Origin of the sequence: Bradyrhizobium sp. 157 (genome assembly GCF_023073815.1) — a bacterium.
GTDB lineage: Bacteria > Pseudomonadota > Alphaproteobacteria > Rhizobiales > Xanthobacteraceae > Bradyrhizobium.
Genome location: NZ_JADPKF010000100.1, coordinates 13,995 through 28,621, shown reverse-complemented (window position 1 = coordinate 28,621; position 14,627 = coordinate 13,995). Strand labels below are relative to the sequence as shown.

Below are 14,627 nucleotides of genomic sequence, written 5' to 3'. Positions count from 1 at the left end.
CTTTTGGCCGGGCATGACGCCGAACTAGTTAAATATCCTTCTAACGAAGCCGTAAGGTTCAGACTTACAGGCTGCGCTGGATCGTCTCCACGCGATAACACTCGATCACGTCGCCGACGCGCATGTCGCCGTAATTCTCGAACGCCATGCCGCATTCCTGGCCGGACTGCACTTCCTTCACTTCATCCTTGAAGCGCTTCAGCGTCGAAAGCTTGCCCTCATGCACGACGACGTTGTCGCGGATCAGGCGAACATTGGCGCCGCGCTCCACGGTGCCGTCGGTGACGCGGCAGCCGGCGACCTTGCCGACCTTGGAAATGTTGAACACTTCCAGGATCTGCGCATTGCCCAGCATGGTTTCGCGCAGCGTCGGCGCGAGCAGGCCGGACATCGCCTTTTTGATGTCGTCGACGAGATCGTAGATGATGTTGTAGTAGCGGATCTCGATGCCGTTGCGCTTGGCCGCGGCCGCGGCCTCCTTGTTGGCGCGCACCGAGAAGCCGATGATCGCGGCATTGAAGCCTTCCGCCAGCGTGACGTCGGATTCCGAGATACCGCCGACGCCAGCATGCAGGATGCGCGCGGCAACTTCCTCCGTGCCGAGTTTTTCCAGCGAACCCAAAATGGCTTCGAGCGAACCCTGAACGTCGGCTTTCACGATCAGCGGGAATTCCTTGCGGCCCGCGGTCTTGAGCTGCGACATCATCTGCTCGAGCGAGCCGCGCATGCCGGAAATCGAGGCAGCCGCGTTCTCGCGCTTCTGGTGGGCGCGATAGCTCGTCACCTGGCGGGCGCGGGCTTCGTTCTCCACCACCGCGAGGCGGTCGCCGGCTTCCGGCGGGCCGTTGAAGCCGAGCACCTCGACCGGCACCGACGGTCCGGCCTCGTCGAGGTTTTCGCCCTGATCGGAGATCAGCGCGCGGACGCGGCCCATTTCTGCGCCGGCCACGATGATGTCACCGACCCTGAGCGTGCCGCGCTGCACCAGCACGGTCGCGACTGGACCGCGGCCGCGATCGAGCTTGGCTTCGATCACGGTGCCTTCGGCAGGCCGTTCCGAATTGGTCTTGAGGTCGAGAAGCTCGGCCTGCAGCGCGATCATCTCGAGCAGCTTGTCGAGATTGGTCTTGTTCTTGGCGGAGACCTCGACGTCGACGACTTCACCGCCGAACGATTCGACCTGAACCTCGTGCTGCAGGAGTTCGGTGCGCACGCGTTCCGGCTTGGCGTCGGGCTTGTCGATCTTGTTGATCGCAACGATCATCGGCACCTTCGCCGCCTTGGCGTGGTTGATCGCCTCCACCGTCTGCGGCATGACGCCGTCATCGGCCGCCACCACTAGGATCACGATATCGGTGACCTTGGCGCCGCGCGCACGCATCGCGGTGAACGCGGCGTGGCCGGGCGTATCGATGAAGGTGATCTTCTTGCCGCTTTCCGGCGAGGTCACCTGATAGGCGCCAATATGCTGGGTGATGCCGCCGGCTTCGCCGGACACCACGTTGGCGTGGCGCAGCGCGTCGAGCAGCGAGGTCTTGCCGTGGTCGACATGGCCCATCACGGTGACCACCGGCGAGCGCGGCTCGGTATCGGTGGAATCGTCGACGACGTCGAACAGCCCTTCTTCAACGTCGGACGCGGCGACGCGCTTGACGGTGTGGCCCATTTCCTCGGTGATCAGTTGCGCGGTATCGGCATCGATCACGTCGGTGATCTTGTGCATCGCGCCCTGCTTCATCAGCAGGCGGATGACGTCGACCGCGCGCTCCGACATGCGGTTGGCGAGTTCCTGGATGGTGATCGCTTCCGGGATCGTGACCTCGCGGACCAGCTTTTCCTTCGGTTCGTTGGAGGCATGGCCCTTCAAGCGCTGGGTGCGGCGGCGGAATGAGGCAATCGAACGCTCGCGCACGTCATCATTGAGCGCGGTGACCACCGTCAGGCGGCCGCGCTCCTTTTGTGGGCCGGGCTTGTGGGTGGTCTTGGGAGCGGCCACGGGGCGAATGGCGCCGCCGGGGCCGCGCCGAACCTGACGCGGACCTTCGTCTTCGTCGGAACCGTCGGCGGCAACGCCCGGGGCGCGCGCGGGCGGCACTACCGCCGGACGGGCGCCGGCCGGGCGGGCTGCGGCGGGTCGCGCTGCGGCCGGTGCCGGCGTCGCCGCGGGCTTGGCCTCGGTCTCGCCAAATCGCTTCTTGGCCTCGACTTCGGCCTTGCGCTTGGCTTCCTCTTCCAGGCGGTGCCGTTCTTCCTCGGCCTTGCGGCGGGCTTCGGCGGCCTCGCGTTCGGCCTGTTCGATGCCTTCACGGCTGGCGCGGCGCTTGGCCTCTTCCTCGGCCAAACGGCGTTCTTCGATTTCGCGCATCTTGGCGTCGGCCAGCGCGCTGGCGCGGGCCGAACGCTCGTCTTCCGTCAGCGTTCGCAGCACCACGCCCGAACCGCTGCGCGGCGCGCCACCCGGCGTTGCCGCAGGGCGGGAGAGGGGAGCCTTTGCAGCGGGCGCCGCCTTGGTGGCGGCCGGCTCGGGCGCATGCGTCTCAGTGGCGGGCGCGTCGCCGCCGACGCGGCGCTTGCCACGCTTTTCGACCACGACCTGCTTGGTCCGGCCATGGCTGAAGCTCTGGCGTACGGTGCCCGTCTCGACCCGCGGCTTCAGCGTCAAGGTCTTGGTCGGAACACTCAAAGTCTTGTCGCCAGGCGTTTTGGTATCAACCATTCAGCAGTCCTAATCTCGTTAGCGTTGTGCGTTTTCCGCACCATCATTGAAGCAGGTCTTCGGAACCAATCTTCGTCAGTCAGAATTTCTGGCCGCCATCCCGGTCTTGTCGTCGTCGTCCGTCCGGTATCGAACCAGGATCTGGCAGCGCGACAGGAACGTTTTGCTCGCCGGGCCCGCGAGCAGCGCAGCATGTATCACATTTGACCGGCCCAGTGCCAAATCCAATTGTGCCGAGGTTAAAGCGGTAACGATCGGTAAATCCCGGGATTCACCAATATTTCGGCCCCTTTGCCCGGCGATCGCGTCCAATTTCCGGATTCCGTCGGCCGCGCCGTCGGAAGCGTGGATCAGGACTTCGGCCCTGCCCTGTTCGAGCAGGCCCTCGACCTTGGCAAAGCCGGAAATCACCTGACCGGCCTTGGCCGCCATGGCCAGTGCCTCGGTGCAGCTTCGCTCCAGCAGGGCCTCGGTATCGGCGGGAAGGGTCGCCGCGACCCGGACGTCGCGCTTGAACCCTCTGCTAAATTGGTGACGCCGCACCGCTTCCGCAACCATCCGGCGCGAGGCAGATATCCAAAGGCCGCGGCCGGGCAGCTTGCGTTTCACATCGGGGATTACCTCGCCCGAGGGGGCGACAACGAACCGGATCAGCTCGTCGATCGGACGCACTTCGCGACTGACCGCGCACATCCGCATGGTCGCGGACTTGTCGGTCCGCGGCCCATGGTCGAGATCGGGGTCAGCCAAAGCAAGCATGCCTGTTTGATCGTTCCAGTCATCTGCGCACGGTTTGCGCGCAGAAACGATATTCGGTTTTGCGGAACACCCGCATTACGCCGTCTGGTCTTCGGTGGCTTCAACCGCCTCGGATTGCTTGGCGAGTTCGGCCTCGGTGATCCAGCCGGCAATGACGCGCGCCTGCATGATCATGCGCTCGGCCTCGTCGCGCGAGATCTCGTTGGCGTCGAGAATGCCGGGATGCTTGGTCGGCTCGCTGCCTTCCTTGCGCTCGGTCCAGCCGACCAGATCGTCGGTGGCGCAGCCCGCCAGATCCTCGACGGTCTTGATGTCGTTTTCGCCGAACTTCACCAGCATTTTTGAGGTCACGCCGGGGACCTTCTTCATTGCATCTTCCACGCCGAGTTCCTTGCGCTTGTTTTCCAGCTCGGTTTCGAGCTGCTCCAGATATTCTTTCGCCCGGCTCTGCAGCTCGTTGGCGGTTTCCTCGTCGAAACCCTCGATGCCGGCCAATTCCTTGGCATCGACCAGCGCCAGTTCCTCGACCGACGTGAAGCCTTCGGATGCCAGCAACTGGCCCACCACTTCGTCGACGTTGAGCGCTTCCATGAAAACGCGGGTCGAGTTCTCGAAATCGGCCTGACGGCGCTCGGATTCTTCCTGCTCGGTGAGGATGTCGATATCCCAGCCGGTGAGCTGCGAAGCGAGGCGCACGTTCTGGCCGCGCCGGCCGATCGCCAGCGAGAGCTGGTTGTTGGTATCGGGAACCACGACCTCGATCCGCTCGCGGTCCTCGTCGATCACGACCTTGGCAACCTCGGCAGGCGCCAGCGCGTTGACGACGAAGGTCGCGATGTCGGGCGACCACGGAATGATATCGATCTTTTCGCCCTGCAGTTCGTTCACCACCGCCTGCACGCGCGAGCCGCGCATGCCGACGCAGGCTCCGACCGGATCCACCGAGGAATCCCTGGAAATCACGCCGATTTTCGCGCGCGAGCCGGGATCGCGGGCCACCGCCTTGATCTCGACGATGCCGTCGTAGATCTCAGGCACTTCCTGCGCGAACAGTTTGGCCATGAACTGCGGATGGGTGCGGGAGAGGAAAATCTGCGGTCCGCGGGTTTCGCGGCGGACATCGAAGATATAGGCGCGGACGCGGTCGCCGTTGCGGAACACCTCGCGCGGCAGCATTTCGTCGCGGCGGATGATGGCTTCACCGCGGCCGAGATCGACGATCACGCTGCCATATTCGACGCGCTTGACGACGCCGTTGACGATGTCGCCGATGCGGTCCTTGAACTCCTGGTATTGCCGGTCGCGTTCGGCCTCGCGCACCTTCTGCACGATCACCTGCTTGGCGGATTGCGCGGCGATGCGGCCGTATTCCAGCGGCGGCAGGGTGTCGGCGATGGTGTCGCCGACCTGGGCGCCCGGATTGGCGCGTTGCGCGTCCGCCAGCGAAATCTGGTTCGCCGAGTTCTCGACGTGATCGACCACCAGCATGTGGCGGGACAGCCGCAGTTCGCCCTTCTTGGCGTCGATCTCGGCGTGAACGTCGGTCTCGCTGCCGTAACGGGCGCGGGCGGCCTTGGCGATGGCATCTTCCATCGCGGCGATCACGATGCCGCGGTCGATCGACTTTTCGCGGGCGACCGCGTCTGCGATCTGCAGCAGCTCGAGTTTGTTGGCACTGACTGCCATGGTCTAGTCTCCTTCGGTAGGATCGATCTCGCCCCTGCGGAGTTTTTCTGCAGCGAGGCGGTGTTTCTTTGTATTGGTTGGCTCAGGTTTTTTGGGCTCCGGCTTTTTGCCGGTCATCGGTTTCTTGCTCTTCGCCGGATCGCTCTTTTTCGCGTGCGGCGGAGGCGGCGGCGCCAACCCGAGATTCTGCTTCAACTCGCGCTCGGCTTGCTTGCCGCGCCGCATCGATTCAGCAATCAACTCGTCGGTCAGAACCAACCGCGCATCGGAAATGTCTTCCATCACCAAGAGTACGTCGGCATCTTCGTCCGCGCGTGTGTCATCCCGATGTAGCCGCACGGTATCGCCTTCGACGCCGGCGAGCGTACCACGGAAACGCTTGCGGCCCTGATGAGCGACCGCCATTTCGATCTTCACGAGATGACCGGCGTAGCGCTCGAAATCGGAGCGGCGCACCAGCGGTCGATCGATGCCCGGCGATGATATCTCCAGCCGATAGGCGCGGTCGATCGGATCGGCGACGTCAAGCACTGGCGACAGCGCCCGCGAGATCGCCTCGCAATCCTCGATCTGCATCGAGCCGTCGGGCCGCTCGGCCATGATCTGGACGGTGCAGCCGGCCTCGCCAGATATCTTGATCCGGACCAGCCGGTAGCCCATCCCCTGCAAGACCGGCCCCGCAACGGCCGATACCCGCGCCGCCACGCCCGGCTCGACGACGAGACGGGGCTCGGCCAAGAGGTCGGCATCCTCGGGAACAGCAGTTGGATCGGTCATGTCCAGGGTCAAAAGCGTCTTACTTGCATGGGTTTAGGCCGGGCCTAACCGGAGGTCCGGCCGGTTCCCCGAACCGCCCTTGAGGCCCCGTTCTGGGCAAGGCAGGTTCAGGTAATAAAAAAGAGCGGGTCCCGGGGGGCCCACTCTCAATACGCGATCGTATGAGAACCATAAGTTGCCGCGGATATAGCGGTTTTTCCGCAATCCGACAAGGCCCGCAATCCCGTTAAGTCCGATTTTGCCAAGCTTTGAGAGCGGGGTAAAGTCTAACCCTTCATTCATGAACGCTGCCTAGATTTCCCGAAAACCAGCCAATTTCGGCCGGTTTGGGTGGGTTTATGATTGCTTCACCATCGCTGATCCCGGAACTCGACGACATCGTCAGTCGTGGCGACCCCAAGCGCCGCGCCGATGCCGCGCGCCGTATTAGCGAGCTTTTCCTGCAGGGGGCGGCGAGCTTCCGCCCCGATCACGTCGATCTGTTCGATGGTGTTCTGACCAGCCTTGTCCCGCATGCCGAGATCGAGGCGCGCGCCGAGTTGGCCGAGCGCTTGTCGACGCTGGCGAATGCGCCGCGCGGTCTGGTCGGCCAACTCGCCCATGAGGATGAGATCGCCATCGCGGGTCCGTTGCTGCGCCGCTCGCCGGTTATCGACGAAAAAATGCTGCTCGAAATTGCGTCCTTGAAGGGTCAGGGTCATCTGCTGGCGATGGCGGAGCGGCCTACGCTTTCGGCCGATCTCACCGACGTCATGATCGCCCGCGGCGACCGCGCGGTGGTCAGGCGCGCCGCCGGCAATGCGGGCGCGGCCTTTTCGTCGAACGGCTATTCGACGCTGATCAAGCGTGCCGGCCAGGACGGCGTGCTGACGATCAGGCTCGGCCAGCGCGACGATCTGTCTTCTGAGCAATTGAAGGAGTTGCTCTCCGGCTCCATCGACATTATCCGTCGCCGCCTGTTCCAGGTCGTCAAGCCCGAGCGGCAGGCTGACATCAAGCAGGCGATGAGCGCCATCACCGGCCTGTCCGAACGCGAGGAGCGACGCGACTTCGTGCCGGCGCAGCGCACGGTGCTGAAACTCCATCGCGAAGGCGCGCTGGGCGAAGGCGCATTGCTCAACTTTGCCAGGGCCTTCAAATACGAGGAGTCGATCGCCGCGCTGTCGGCGATGACCGACGTCAAGATTGAAACCCTCGACCGCCTGATCAGCGGCGAACGCTACGATCCGATCCTGATCGCCGGCAAAGCCATCGATCTCGAATGGGCGACGGTGCGCGCGCTGATCATCCTTAGGCTCGGTCCGAACCGAACGGCATCGCCTGCCGACATCGAAAGCGCGCGTGTGAACTACGTGCGCCTGATGCCCATGACCGCCCAGCGCGTCGTCGAGTTCTGGAAGACGCGGTGATTTCGGCCTCAGGCCTTTCCCCGTCATTGCGAGCGCAGCGAAGCAATCCATTTCTCCGTTTGCCGAGAGATGGATTGCTTCGTCGCTATCGCTCCTCGCAATGACTGCGTGAGCCGAAAGCATCTCCTCAACACCGAACTCGCGCAGGCGGCGAACCAGTAGCGTTCCGTCATTCCAGGGCGATGCGAAGCATCGAACCCGGAACCTCGAGATTCCGGGTTCGTGCTTCGCACGCCCCGGAACGACATATCTAGCTCACCCGCCGAAACCGCAGATACGCCGCCACTCTTCCCTCACGCTCGGCTTTGCGGCCGTAGCGCGTCATGGTGTAGCCCTCCCACGGCTTTTGCCAGTCGGCGGCGCGCTCGGCGGTCCACACAAAATCCGGCGAACGCATCAGATGCGCCAGCGTCCAGGCGCAGTAATCGTCGATGTCGCTGACGAAACGGAATTCGCCGCCGTCCTTCAGGATGCGCGCCATCGCCTTCACCGTTGCGTCCTGCACGAAGCGGCGCTTCCAATGCCGCCGCTTCGGCCAGGGATCGGGATGGATCAGGTCGATCCGCGTCAGCGAACGCGGCGGCAGCCAGGCCAGCAATTCCGCGGCGTCGCCGGCATAGAGCCTGATATTGCGGAGATTATGCGCCTCGATCTGCGTCAGGATCTTGGCCATGCCGTTTACATACGGCTCGCAGCCGATGAAACCGATGTTCGGATAGGCCTGCGCTTCCGCGATCAGATGTTCGCCGCCGCCGAACCCGATCTCCAGCCTGACATCTGTAGGTCGGCCATCGAACAGATCGGTAAGCCGCTCCGGCGCCGGCATCGCAATGTCGAGCGCGAGATGCGGCAGCAGTTTGTCGATCAGGTCGGCCTGGTGGATGCGGAGCTTGTGGCCCTTGCGGCGCCCGAAGAACGAGCCGCGCGCATGCGTAGCCACGCCGTCATCGGGCGCGGTGCCGCGGTCTTCCGTATCGTTCGGGGCGGATATCATCGCAGCGTCTGGTAGAGCCGGAACAGCAGCCGCGCTCTCGGCTCGATCGAGGAGACATACATCTGCTCGTAATGGGTATGCGCACCCCGGCCGTCAACGCCAAGGCCGTCGAGGGTCGCGGTATGCGGCGCCGTGAAATTGCCGTCGGAGCCGCCGCCGGTCGAGGTGTCGACCAGGTCGAAGCCGATCTCGGCCGCCAGCGTTTTGGCATGCTCGTAGAGTGCGGCGCCGGCATTGCTCTTTTCGTAAGGAGGGCGGTTCAACTCGCCGAGCACCTTGACCGTGACGCCTTCGGTGCGCGATTCCAGATTGAGGATTTTGGCAACGAGCTCGTCGGAATCGGCCATCGTCGGCACGCGCAAATCGACCTCGGCATAGGCCTCTTCCGCGATCACGTTCGGCTTGGTGCCGCCGCGGACGACGCCGACATTGACGGTGATGCCGCGTGCCAGGTCGTTCATCGCCTCCAACGTTTGAATGACATTGCCGAGTTCGCGGATGGCGCTGCGGCCGTCCTCAGGCCGCGTGCCGGCATGCGAGGGCACGCCCTTGATGAACACCTCAAAGCGACCGACGCCCTTGCGTCCGGTGACGATCTTGCCGCCGTCGCGCGCCGGTTCGGTGACCAGCACATATTTCGCCTTGCGGCCCTCGGCCTCGATCAGCGCGCGCGAGGTCGGACTGCCGATCTCTTCATCGGAGACATAGAGCTGGGTGATGCCGAGCGGCGGCCGCGTAGTATCGGCGCAGACTTGCCGAAACGCATGATAGGCGAGATAGGCGCCGCCCTTCATGTCGTAGATGCCCGGGCCGAATGCGCTGTCGCCTTCGATCCGGAATGGCAGCCGCTCGATGAATCCAAGCGGATGCACGGTATCGAGATGGCTCAGCACCAGGATGCCCGGTTCGCCCTGCCCCCATGCCGAGCGCGCCACCAGGTGATCGCCGCAGCCGGAGCGGCCGGCGATCCGCTCCACCGTTGCGGGCAGACCGCGATAGCCTTCAGCGACGAGATCGGCGAGCTTGTTGACCTGCTCGGGCGCTTCGGTCGGGCTCTCGATTTCGACCCAGCGGCGAATGCCCTCGAGGATCGGCGCGGAATCGAAGGGATTGGTTGTCGTCATGTCGTATCCGATACGGCGTCATGCCCCGATGCGCAATCGCACATCGTGGGGCCCGCGCCGATGCGGGCGCGAAATGACGGCATATTCCAGAATACGAAATTCTCAAAACCAGTGCGGGATGACAGTCAGCGCGGGTCCGGGCCGTCGCGCGACGCGATCTGCTCGACCAATTCGACGATGGAGCGGCGCATTTTGGAATCGGTGATGCGCGTGAACGCGCGTGTCAGCGCCAGACCCTCTGACGTCGCGAGGAAATCGGACACGTAGGCCGGAGAGCCACCGTCGCCAAACCCGTCCGCATTCGCTATGCCGCTCGGCCCGCCATCGAACAGAAACGATACCGGCACCTGCAAAATCTCGGAGATCTGCTGCAGGCGGCTGGCGCCGACCCGGTTGGTGCCTTTTTCGTATTTCTGAACCTGCTGAAACGTGAGGCCGAGCGCTTCGCCGAGCTTTTCCTGACTCATGCCCAGCATGATGCGGCGCATCCGGACGCGGCTGCCGACATATTTGTCGACCGGATTGGGCGCTTTGGTGGACATCTGCATCACTCCTAGGATTGCGCGCCGGGAATGAGGCAGTGGAAATGCTATGCCTCAGGCGCGCCGGTACCGTCATATCCTGCTCGGAGGATCGGGTAGAATTGCGGACGATCTGAGCAACGGAGGTGACTGGTTGTTGTTTTTGGCTTGCAACCGCAGAAAGCGAATCGCAGGCCGTCTGTCAACTGGTGGAACCGCGCGCGCCGCGTTTTTAGTAAACCAGTGACAGCCGGTCATGTGCAAATCTCAGGCAGCGTGCTTCGCAACACGGCGCCGGACGACGACCAGCAAGGCTGCGGCCACCATCACGGCCGCCGGGATATCTCCAATGCGAGCATAAACCGTCGGCGACAGCGCTGTCGGCAGGCTGGCATCCAGCACGCCTTCGATGCCGAGGCCGAGCTGTGCCACAATTCGTCCTGAGGGATCGATCACCGCCGAGATGCCGGTGTTGGCGGCGCGGACCATTGGCAGACCTTCCTCGATCGCTCGCAGCCGCGCCTGCTGCAGGTGCTGGTACGGACCTGTCGAATTTCCAAACCAGCCGTCATTGGTCAGGTTGACGATCCAGCCGGGGCGATCGTCACGCGCTGCAACAGCTCCGGGAAAAATCGCCTCGTAACAAATCAACGGTAGCGCGCGCGGCGCATTCGGGATCTCCATCGCGCGCTGCCGCGTGCCCGGAATGAAGCCGCCGTGAACTTTTGTAAGCTGCACGAATCCGAGCTTTTCCATCCATTCCTGAAATGGCAGGTACTCGCCGAACGGCACCAGATGCAGCTTGTCGTAAACCGACAGCACGCCGCCGTCATGGTCGATCACATAGATCGAATTGTAGGCGCGGGAGACGCGGGCGCCGGGCGGGCTGTCGGGGGCGCGCACCGAGCCGGTCATCAGCACCGTGCCCTTGGGCAGGAGCTCGGCGATCTGTGCCATCGCGTCGGCTTCGCGCGTCAGGAAAAACGGGAAAGCCGATTCCGGCCAGATCAGGATTTGCACGTCGCGCACGCCGGTGGACTGCGGGCCTGAAGCGCGGTCGGACAGAGCAAGGTATTTCTGCATCACCTCCGCTTTGGCGCCGTAGTTGAATTTGACGTCCTGCTGCAGGTTCGGCTGCATGATACGTAATTTGATTTTGGTCAGGGCTGTCGGCTGCAGCGACAGCCGCACGGCGCCGTAAATTCCCATCGCCGCGAGCAGCAAGAGCGCCGCCACCGGCGCGATCCAGGGCTTGCGGCCGCGCGATGAACCGTCGATCAGCGCCGCCGGGCTGGCAAAGATCGCAACGCTGAGGAAGGTCATGCCCCACAGCCCGATCAGCGACGCCGCCTGCGCCAGTGCCAAGGGCTCCGACAGCGCGTAGCCGAAGGCATTCCAGGGAAATCCCGACAGCATATAGCCGCGCAGCCATTCGCTGACCGTAAGTCCGATCGCGAGTGCGAGAACCCGCGACGCATCCCGCGTCCAGATCAGCCGCGCCAGTGCGAAGCCGAGCGCCGGAAACAAGGCGAGATAGGCCGGCAGGCCGAGCACCGCGAACGGCATCAGCCAGGCAAAGGTCGGCGCGTCGACCAGGAAGGCGTTGCCGATCCAATAGAGCCCGGGCACGAAATAGCCGAGCCCGAACCAGAAGCCCGCCATCGCCGCCGCCGGCACCCCGCGCCATTTTCCGGCCGCCGCGCCGTCGATCAGCCAAACCGCGATCGGAAACGTCACAAACAGCACCGGCCAGGCGTTGAACGGAGCCATCGAAAGTGCCGACATGGCGCCGGCAACGAGCGCGATCGCTGCGCGCTTCCAGCCCCAGGCCAGGATGATCGAAAGTCCCGCGGCGCGGAATTTGCTGGTTGAGATCACTGCGAGCCGGCTCCATCGCCGGAGGCCGGCGGCGTATTGTCGTTAGTCGGCGGCGCACTGGTGTCGGGCGTGGCCTCGCGGCGGCTTCGCTCGCGCGTCGCGCGCGCCGCGGGGCGTTCTTTCCGAATCCCGATCCGCAGCCGCTTGACCCGCCGCGGATCGGCATCGAGCACCTCGATCTCGAAATTGCCCGGACCGGCAATGACCTCGCCGCGCACCGGCAGCCGGCCGACCTGGGACACCAGATAGCCGCCAAGAGTGGCGACTTCCTCGCTCGCCTCGCCGGTCACGAATTCCTCGCCGATCATCTTGCGCGCATCCTCGAGGCTGGCGCGGGCATCCGCGATGAAGGCGTTATCTCCCTGACGGACGATCGACGGCGGCTCGTCGCTGTCGTGCTCGTCGTCGATTTCGCCGACGATCTGCTCGACGATGTCCTCGATCGAGACCAGCCCGTCGGTGCCGCCATATTCGTCCACCACCAGCGCCAGGTGGATGCGCGAGGCCTGCATCTGCGCCAGCAAATCGATCGCCCGCATCGACGGCGGCACGTACAGGAGCTTGCGGATGATGTTGGCCTCCGCCAGCGGCATTGCGAGGTCGACCGCGCGCAGGTCGAGCCCCGCCGGGAACGGCTTCTTGCGCTTGGGCCTGGTGGTATCGCCGACGCGCGCCTTCGCGGTCATGAACGCCAGCAGGTCACGGATGTGAACGATGCCTTCGGGGTCGTCGAGGGTTTCGTTGTAGACCACGAGCCGCGAATGCGCCGCGCTCTCGAACAGGCTCATCAGTTCGCCGAGCGGAATATCTCGCTTGACCGCGACGATGTCGGCGCGATGCACCATCACGTCGGCGATCCGCCGCTCGTTGAGACCGAGGATGTTGCGCAGCATGGTGCGCTCGATGGCGGAAAAGCCGACATCATCGGGCGTCGAAGCATCGAGCACGACCTGAAGATCAGCGCGCACCGATCCAGCCCTCCAGCCGAACAGGGTGCGGATCGCCCGCATCAGCCAGTTGTCAGCGGCGGCCGGACGCAGCACCTCGCCTTCCTGTACCACCACGGGCAAGTTGCGCGTGTCGCGCGGGTTGTCCTGTATTGGGTCGGAGTCCGGCATTTTAGTCCGTCCGCTCCCGGTCCGCATACGGATCGGGAATGCCGAGCTGCGCGAGAATCTCCCGTTCGAGACCTTCCATGGCTTCGGCATCGTCGTCATTCTCGTGGTCGTACCCGATCAAATGCAGGAACCCGTGGACCGCAAGATGGCTGAGGTGATGATCGAACGGTTTTTCTTCCTCATCGGCCTCTTGCCGGGTGGTCTCATAGGCGATGGCGATATCGCCGAGCATACGCGGCGCGTCCGCAGGCGCGCCCGCGGCCGGCTGCAGCGCCGGAAACGACAGCACGTTGGTGGCCTTGTCGATGCCGCGCCAGTTGCTGTTCAGCGTGCGGATTCCGGCATCGTCGGTCAGCATGACCGCAAGTTCCGTGTCGCCGACGTCGGCATCGGCGATTTCGGCCGCCGCATTGATGGCGCGATGGATCACCGCCTCGGCCTCCGGCTCGGTCTGCCAGCAAGCGGCGACGACGAGAACTTCGGTGAGGGGAAGGACGGACACAAGCGTTCCAGCGGTTTGCATTGCAATGTTGGGGTTGCGGCCCCGGCCTGCCGGCGGCAGGTCCGGGCGCGAAGAGTTTGCGGTCAAGATTTTCCGGTTGCCGGTTTCTGCGGCAATCCCTCATAGGCGGCGACGATCCGCGCCACCAGTTCATGGCGGATAACGTCTTCCGCGGTGAATTTCACCTGCGCAATGCCGTCGACGTTGTCGAGCAGCTTGCAGGCCTCGGCAAGTCCCGAAGTCTGTCCGTGCGGCAGGTCGACCTGCGACGGATCGCCGGTGACGATCATGCGGCTGTTCTCGCCGAGCCGGGTCAAGAACATCTTCATCTGCATCGACGTGGTGTTCTGCGCTTCGTCGAGGATGATCACGGCATTGGTCAGAGTGCGGCCGCGCATGAAGGCCAGCGGCGCGATCTCGATTTCTCCGCCCTGCAATGCACGTTCCACCACTCGCGCGTCCATCAGGTCGTACAGCGCGTCGTAGATCGGCCTCAAGTAAGGATCGACTTTTTCGCGCAAGTCGCCCGGCAGGAAGCCGAGCCGCTCGCCGGCCTCGACCGCGGGCCGCGACAGGATGATGCGATCGACTTCCTTGCGTTCGAACAATTGCGCGGCATGCGCCACCGCAAGCCAGGTCTTGCCGGTGCCTGCCGGGCCGACGCCGAACACCAGCTCGTGGCGTTTCAGCGCGCGGATGTAGGAATCCTGCGCCGCGGTGCGAGCGCGCACCGGACGCTTGCGCAGGTTGATGGTCTCGAACGAGGGTTTTGCGGTCTTGGTGTCGAACTCGAACAGCGAGCCCTGCGCGAGGACGGCGCGGATCGCGCCTTCGACCTCGCCCTGCGAGAGGTCGTGGCCTTGCACGGCCTGTGCATAGAGCGTCTCCAGCACGCGCCGCGCGGCGTCGCAGCCGTCACGCGAGCCGGCGATGGTGATGTGGTTGCCGCGGGAATCGACCACAACGCTGAGCCGCCGTTCGATCAGCGCCAGGTTCTGGCCGTAAGGGCCGACGAGGGCGGAAGCGGCGCGGTTGTCGTCGAAATCGATGACGACCTGGGTCTCCGGCGGAAGTTGCATGTCGCGGTCAAATTTGCGGCTGGGAGCAAGCGAAGATGAATCCGATGCGCTTTTTGGCAAGGGT

12 protein-coding genes are annotated in these 14,627 nt (G+C 64.1%); 1 reads left to right on the top strand and 11 read right to left on the bottom strand.

The features are described 5' to 3' along the window. Positions 1-64: 64 nt before the first annotated feature. The 4 genes from infB to rimP all read right to left on the bottom strand — a co-directional run bounded on the left by infB (position 65) and on the right by rimP (position 5,938). The gene (gene infB, locus IVA95_RS31265; protein ID WP_247514003.1) at positions 65-2,716 is read right to left on the bottom strand and encodes a translation initiation factor IF-2; all 2,652 of its coding nucleotides are present in this window, start codon (positions 2,714-2,716) and stop codon (positions 65-67) included. A gap of 75 nt (positions 2,717-2,791) precedes the next feature. Further along, entirely contained in the window at positions 2,792-3,475 is a 684-nt protein-coding gene (locus IVA95_RS31260; protein WP_247514002.1) for an RNA-binding protein, read from the bottom strand. Between the two features lie 75 nt (positions 3,476-3,550). Next, complete coding sequence (gene nusA / locus IVA95_RS31255) at positions 3,551-5,161, bottom strand: transcription termination factor NusA (RefSeq protein WP_247514001.1); 1,611 nt, start codon at positions 5,159-5,161, stop codon at positions 3,551-3,553. Positions 5,162-5,164: 3 nt separating this feature from the next. Continuing rightward, positions 5,165-5,938: a ribosome maturation factor RimP gene (gene rimP, locus IVA95_RS31250; protein WP_247514000.1), complete on the bottom strand. Its 774-nt coding sequence runs from the start codon at positions 5,936-5,938 to the stop codon at positions 5,165-5,167. A gap of 338 nt (positions 5,939-6,276) precedes the next feature. On the opposite strand from rimP, the gene IVA95_RS31245 reads away from it, so the two are divergent. Beyond that, positions 6,277-7,347 carry a DUF2336 domain-containing protein gene (locus tag IVA95_RS31245; RefSeq protein WP_247513999.1) on the top strand — a complete coding sequence of 357 codons (1,071 nt, stop codon included), beginning with the start codon at positions 6,277-6,279 and terminating at the stop codon, positions 7,345-7,347. Positions 7,348-7,597: 250 nt separating this feature from the next. Here IVA95_RS31245 and trmB read toward each other — a convergent pair whose 3' ends face one another. The 7 genes from trmB to IVA95_RS31210 all read right to left on the bottom strand — a co-directional run bounded on the left by trmB (position 7,598) and on the right by IVA95_RS31210 (position 14,623). Next, a complete protein-coding gene (trmB, locus tag IVA95_RS31240) occupies positions 7,598-8,341 on the bottom strand; it encodes a tRNA (guanosine(46)-N7)-methyltransferase TrmB (RefSeq protein ID WP_247513998.1) in 744 nt (247 codons plus the stop codon). Then, a complete protein-coding gene (locus IVA95_RS31235) occupies positions 8,338-9,465 on the bottom strand; it encodes a M20 family metallopeptidase (protein ID WP_247513997.1) in 1,128 nt (375 codons plus the stop codon). Before IVA95_RS31235 ends, trmB begins: the two co-directional genes overlap by 4 nt. 125 nt (positions 9,466-9,590) lie before the next feature. Continuing rightward, positions 9,591-10,007 (bottom strand): helix-turn-helix domain-containing protein, encoded by a 417-nt coding sequence (locus tag IVA95_RS31230; protein WP_213252774.1) that lies wholly within the window; start codon positions 10,005-10,007, stop codon positions 9,591-9,593. Between the two features lie 246 nt (positions 10,008-10,253). Further along, positions 10,254-11,864 (bottom strand): apolipoprotein N-acyltransferase, encoded by a 1,611-nt coding sequence (lnt, locus tag IVA95_RS31225; protein ID WP_247513996.1) that lies wholly within the window; start codon positions 11,862-11,864, stop codon positions 10,254-10,256. Then, on the bottom strand, positions 11,861-13,009 hold the full coding sequence (locus IVA95_RS31220) for a hemolysin family protein (RefSeq protein ID WP_247513995.1): 1,149 nt from the start codon (positions 13,007-13,009) through the stop codon (positions 11,861-11,863). Before IVA95_RS31220 ends, lnt begins: the two co-directional genes overlap by 4 nt. Next, the gene (gene ybeY / locus IVA95_RS31215; protein ID WP_247514061.1) at positions 12,984-13,505 is read right to left on the bottom strand and encodes an rRNA maturation RNase YbeY; all 522 of its coding nucleotides are present in this window, start codon (positions 13,503-13,505) and stop codon (positions 12,984-12,986) included. The genes IVA95_RS31220 and ybeY overlap by 26 nt, the downstream gene beginning before the upstream one ends. Before the next feature lie 62 nt (positions 13,506-13,567). Further along, the gene (locus IVA95_RS31210) at positions 13,568-14,623 is read right to left on the bottom strand and encodes a PhoH family protein (protein ID WP_247513994.1); all 1,056 of its coding nucleotides are present in this window, start codon (positions 14,621-14,623) and stop codon (positions 13,568-13,570) included. Positions 14,624-14,627 lie beyond the last annotated feature (4 nt).

Bases quoted from the DNA above. Each gene is read 5' to 3' on its own strand.
- infB (WP_247514003.1), bottom strand. From the start codon at position 2,716: ATGGTTGATACCAAAACGCCTGGCGACAAGACTTTGAGTGTTCCGACC.
- IVA95_RS31260 (WP_247514002.1), bottom strand. From the start codon at position 3,475: ATGCTTGCTTTGGCTGACCCCGATCTCGACCATGGGCCGCGGACCGAC.
- nusA (WP_247514001.1), bottom strand. From the start codon at position 5,161: ATGGCAGTCAGTGCCAACAAACTCGAGCTGCTGCAGATCGCAGACGCG.
- rimP (WP_247514000.1), bottom strand. From the start codon at position 5,938: ATGACCGATCCAACTGCTGTTCCCGAGGATGCCGACCTCTTGGCCGAG.
- IVA95_RS31245 (WP_247513999.1), top strand. From the start codon at position 6,277: ATGATTGCTTCACCATCGCTGATCCCGGAACTCGACGACATCGTCAGT.
- trmB (WP_247513998.1), bottom strand. From the start codon at position 8,341: ATGATATCCGCCCCGAACGATACGGAAGACCGCGGCACCGCGCCCGAT.
- IVA95_RS31235 (WP_247513997.1), bottom strand. From the start codon at position 9,465: ATGACGACAACCAATCCCTTCGATTCCGCGCCGATCCTCGAGGGCATT.
- IVA95_RS31230 (WP_213252774.1), bottom strand. From the start codon at position 10,007: ATGTCCACCAAAGCGCCCAATCCGGTCGACAAATATGTCGGCAGCCGC.
- IVA95_RS31220 (WP_247513995.1), bottom strand. From the start codon at position 13,009: ATGCGGACCGGGAGCGGACGGACTAAAATGCCGGACTCCGACCCAATA.
- ybeY (WP_247514061.1), bottom strand. From the start codon at position 13,505: ATGCAAACCGCTGGAACGCTTGTGTCCGTCCTTCCCCTCACCGAAGTT.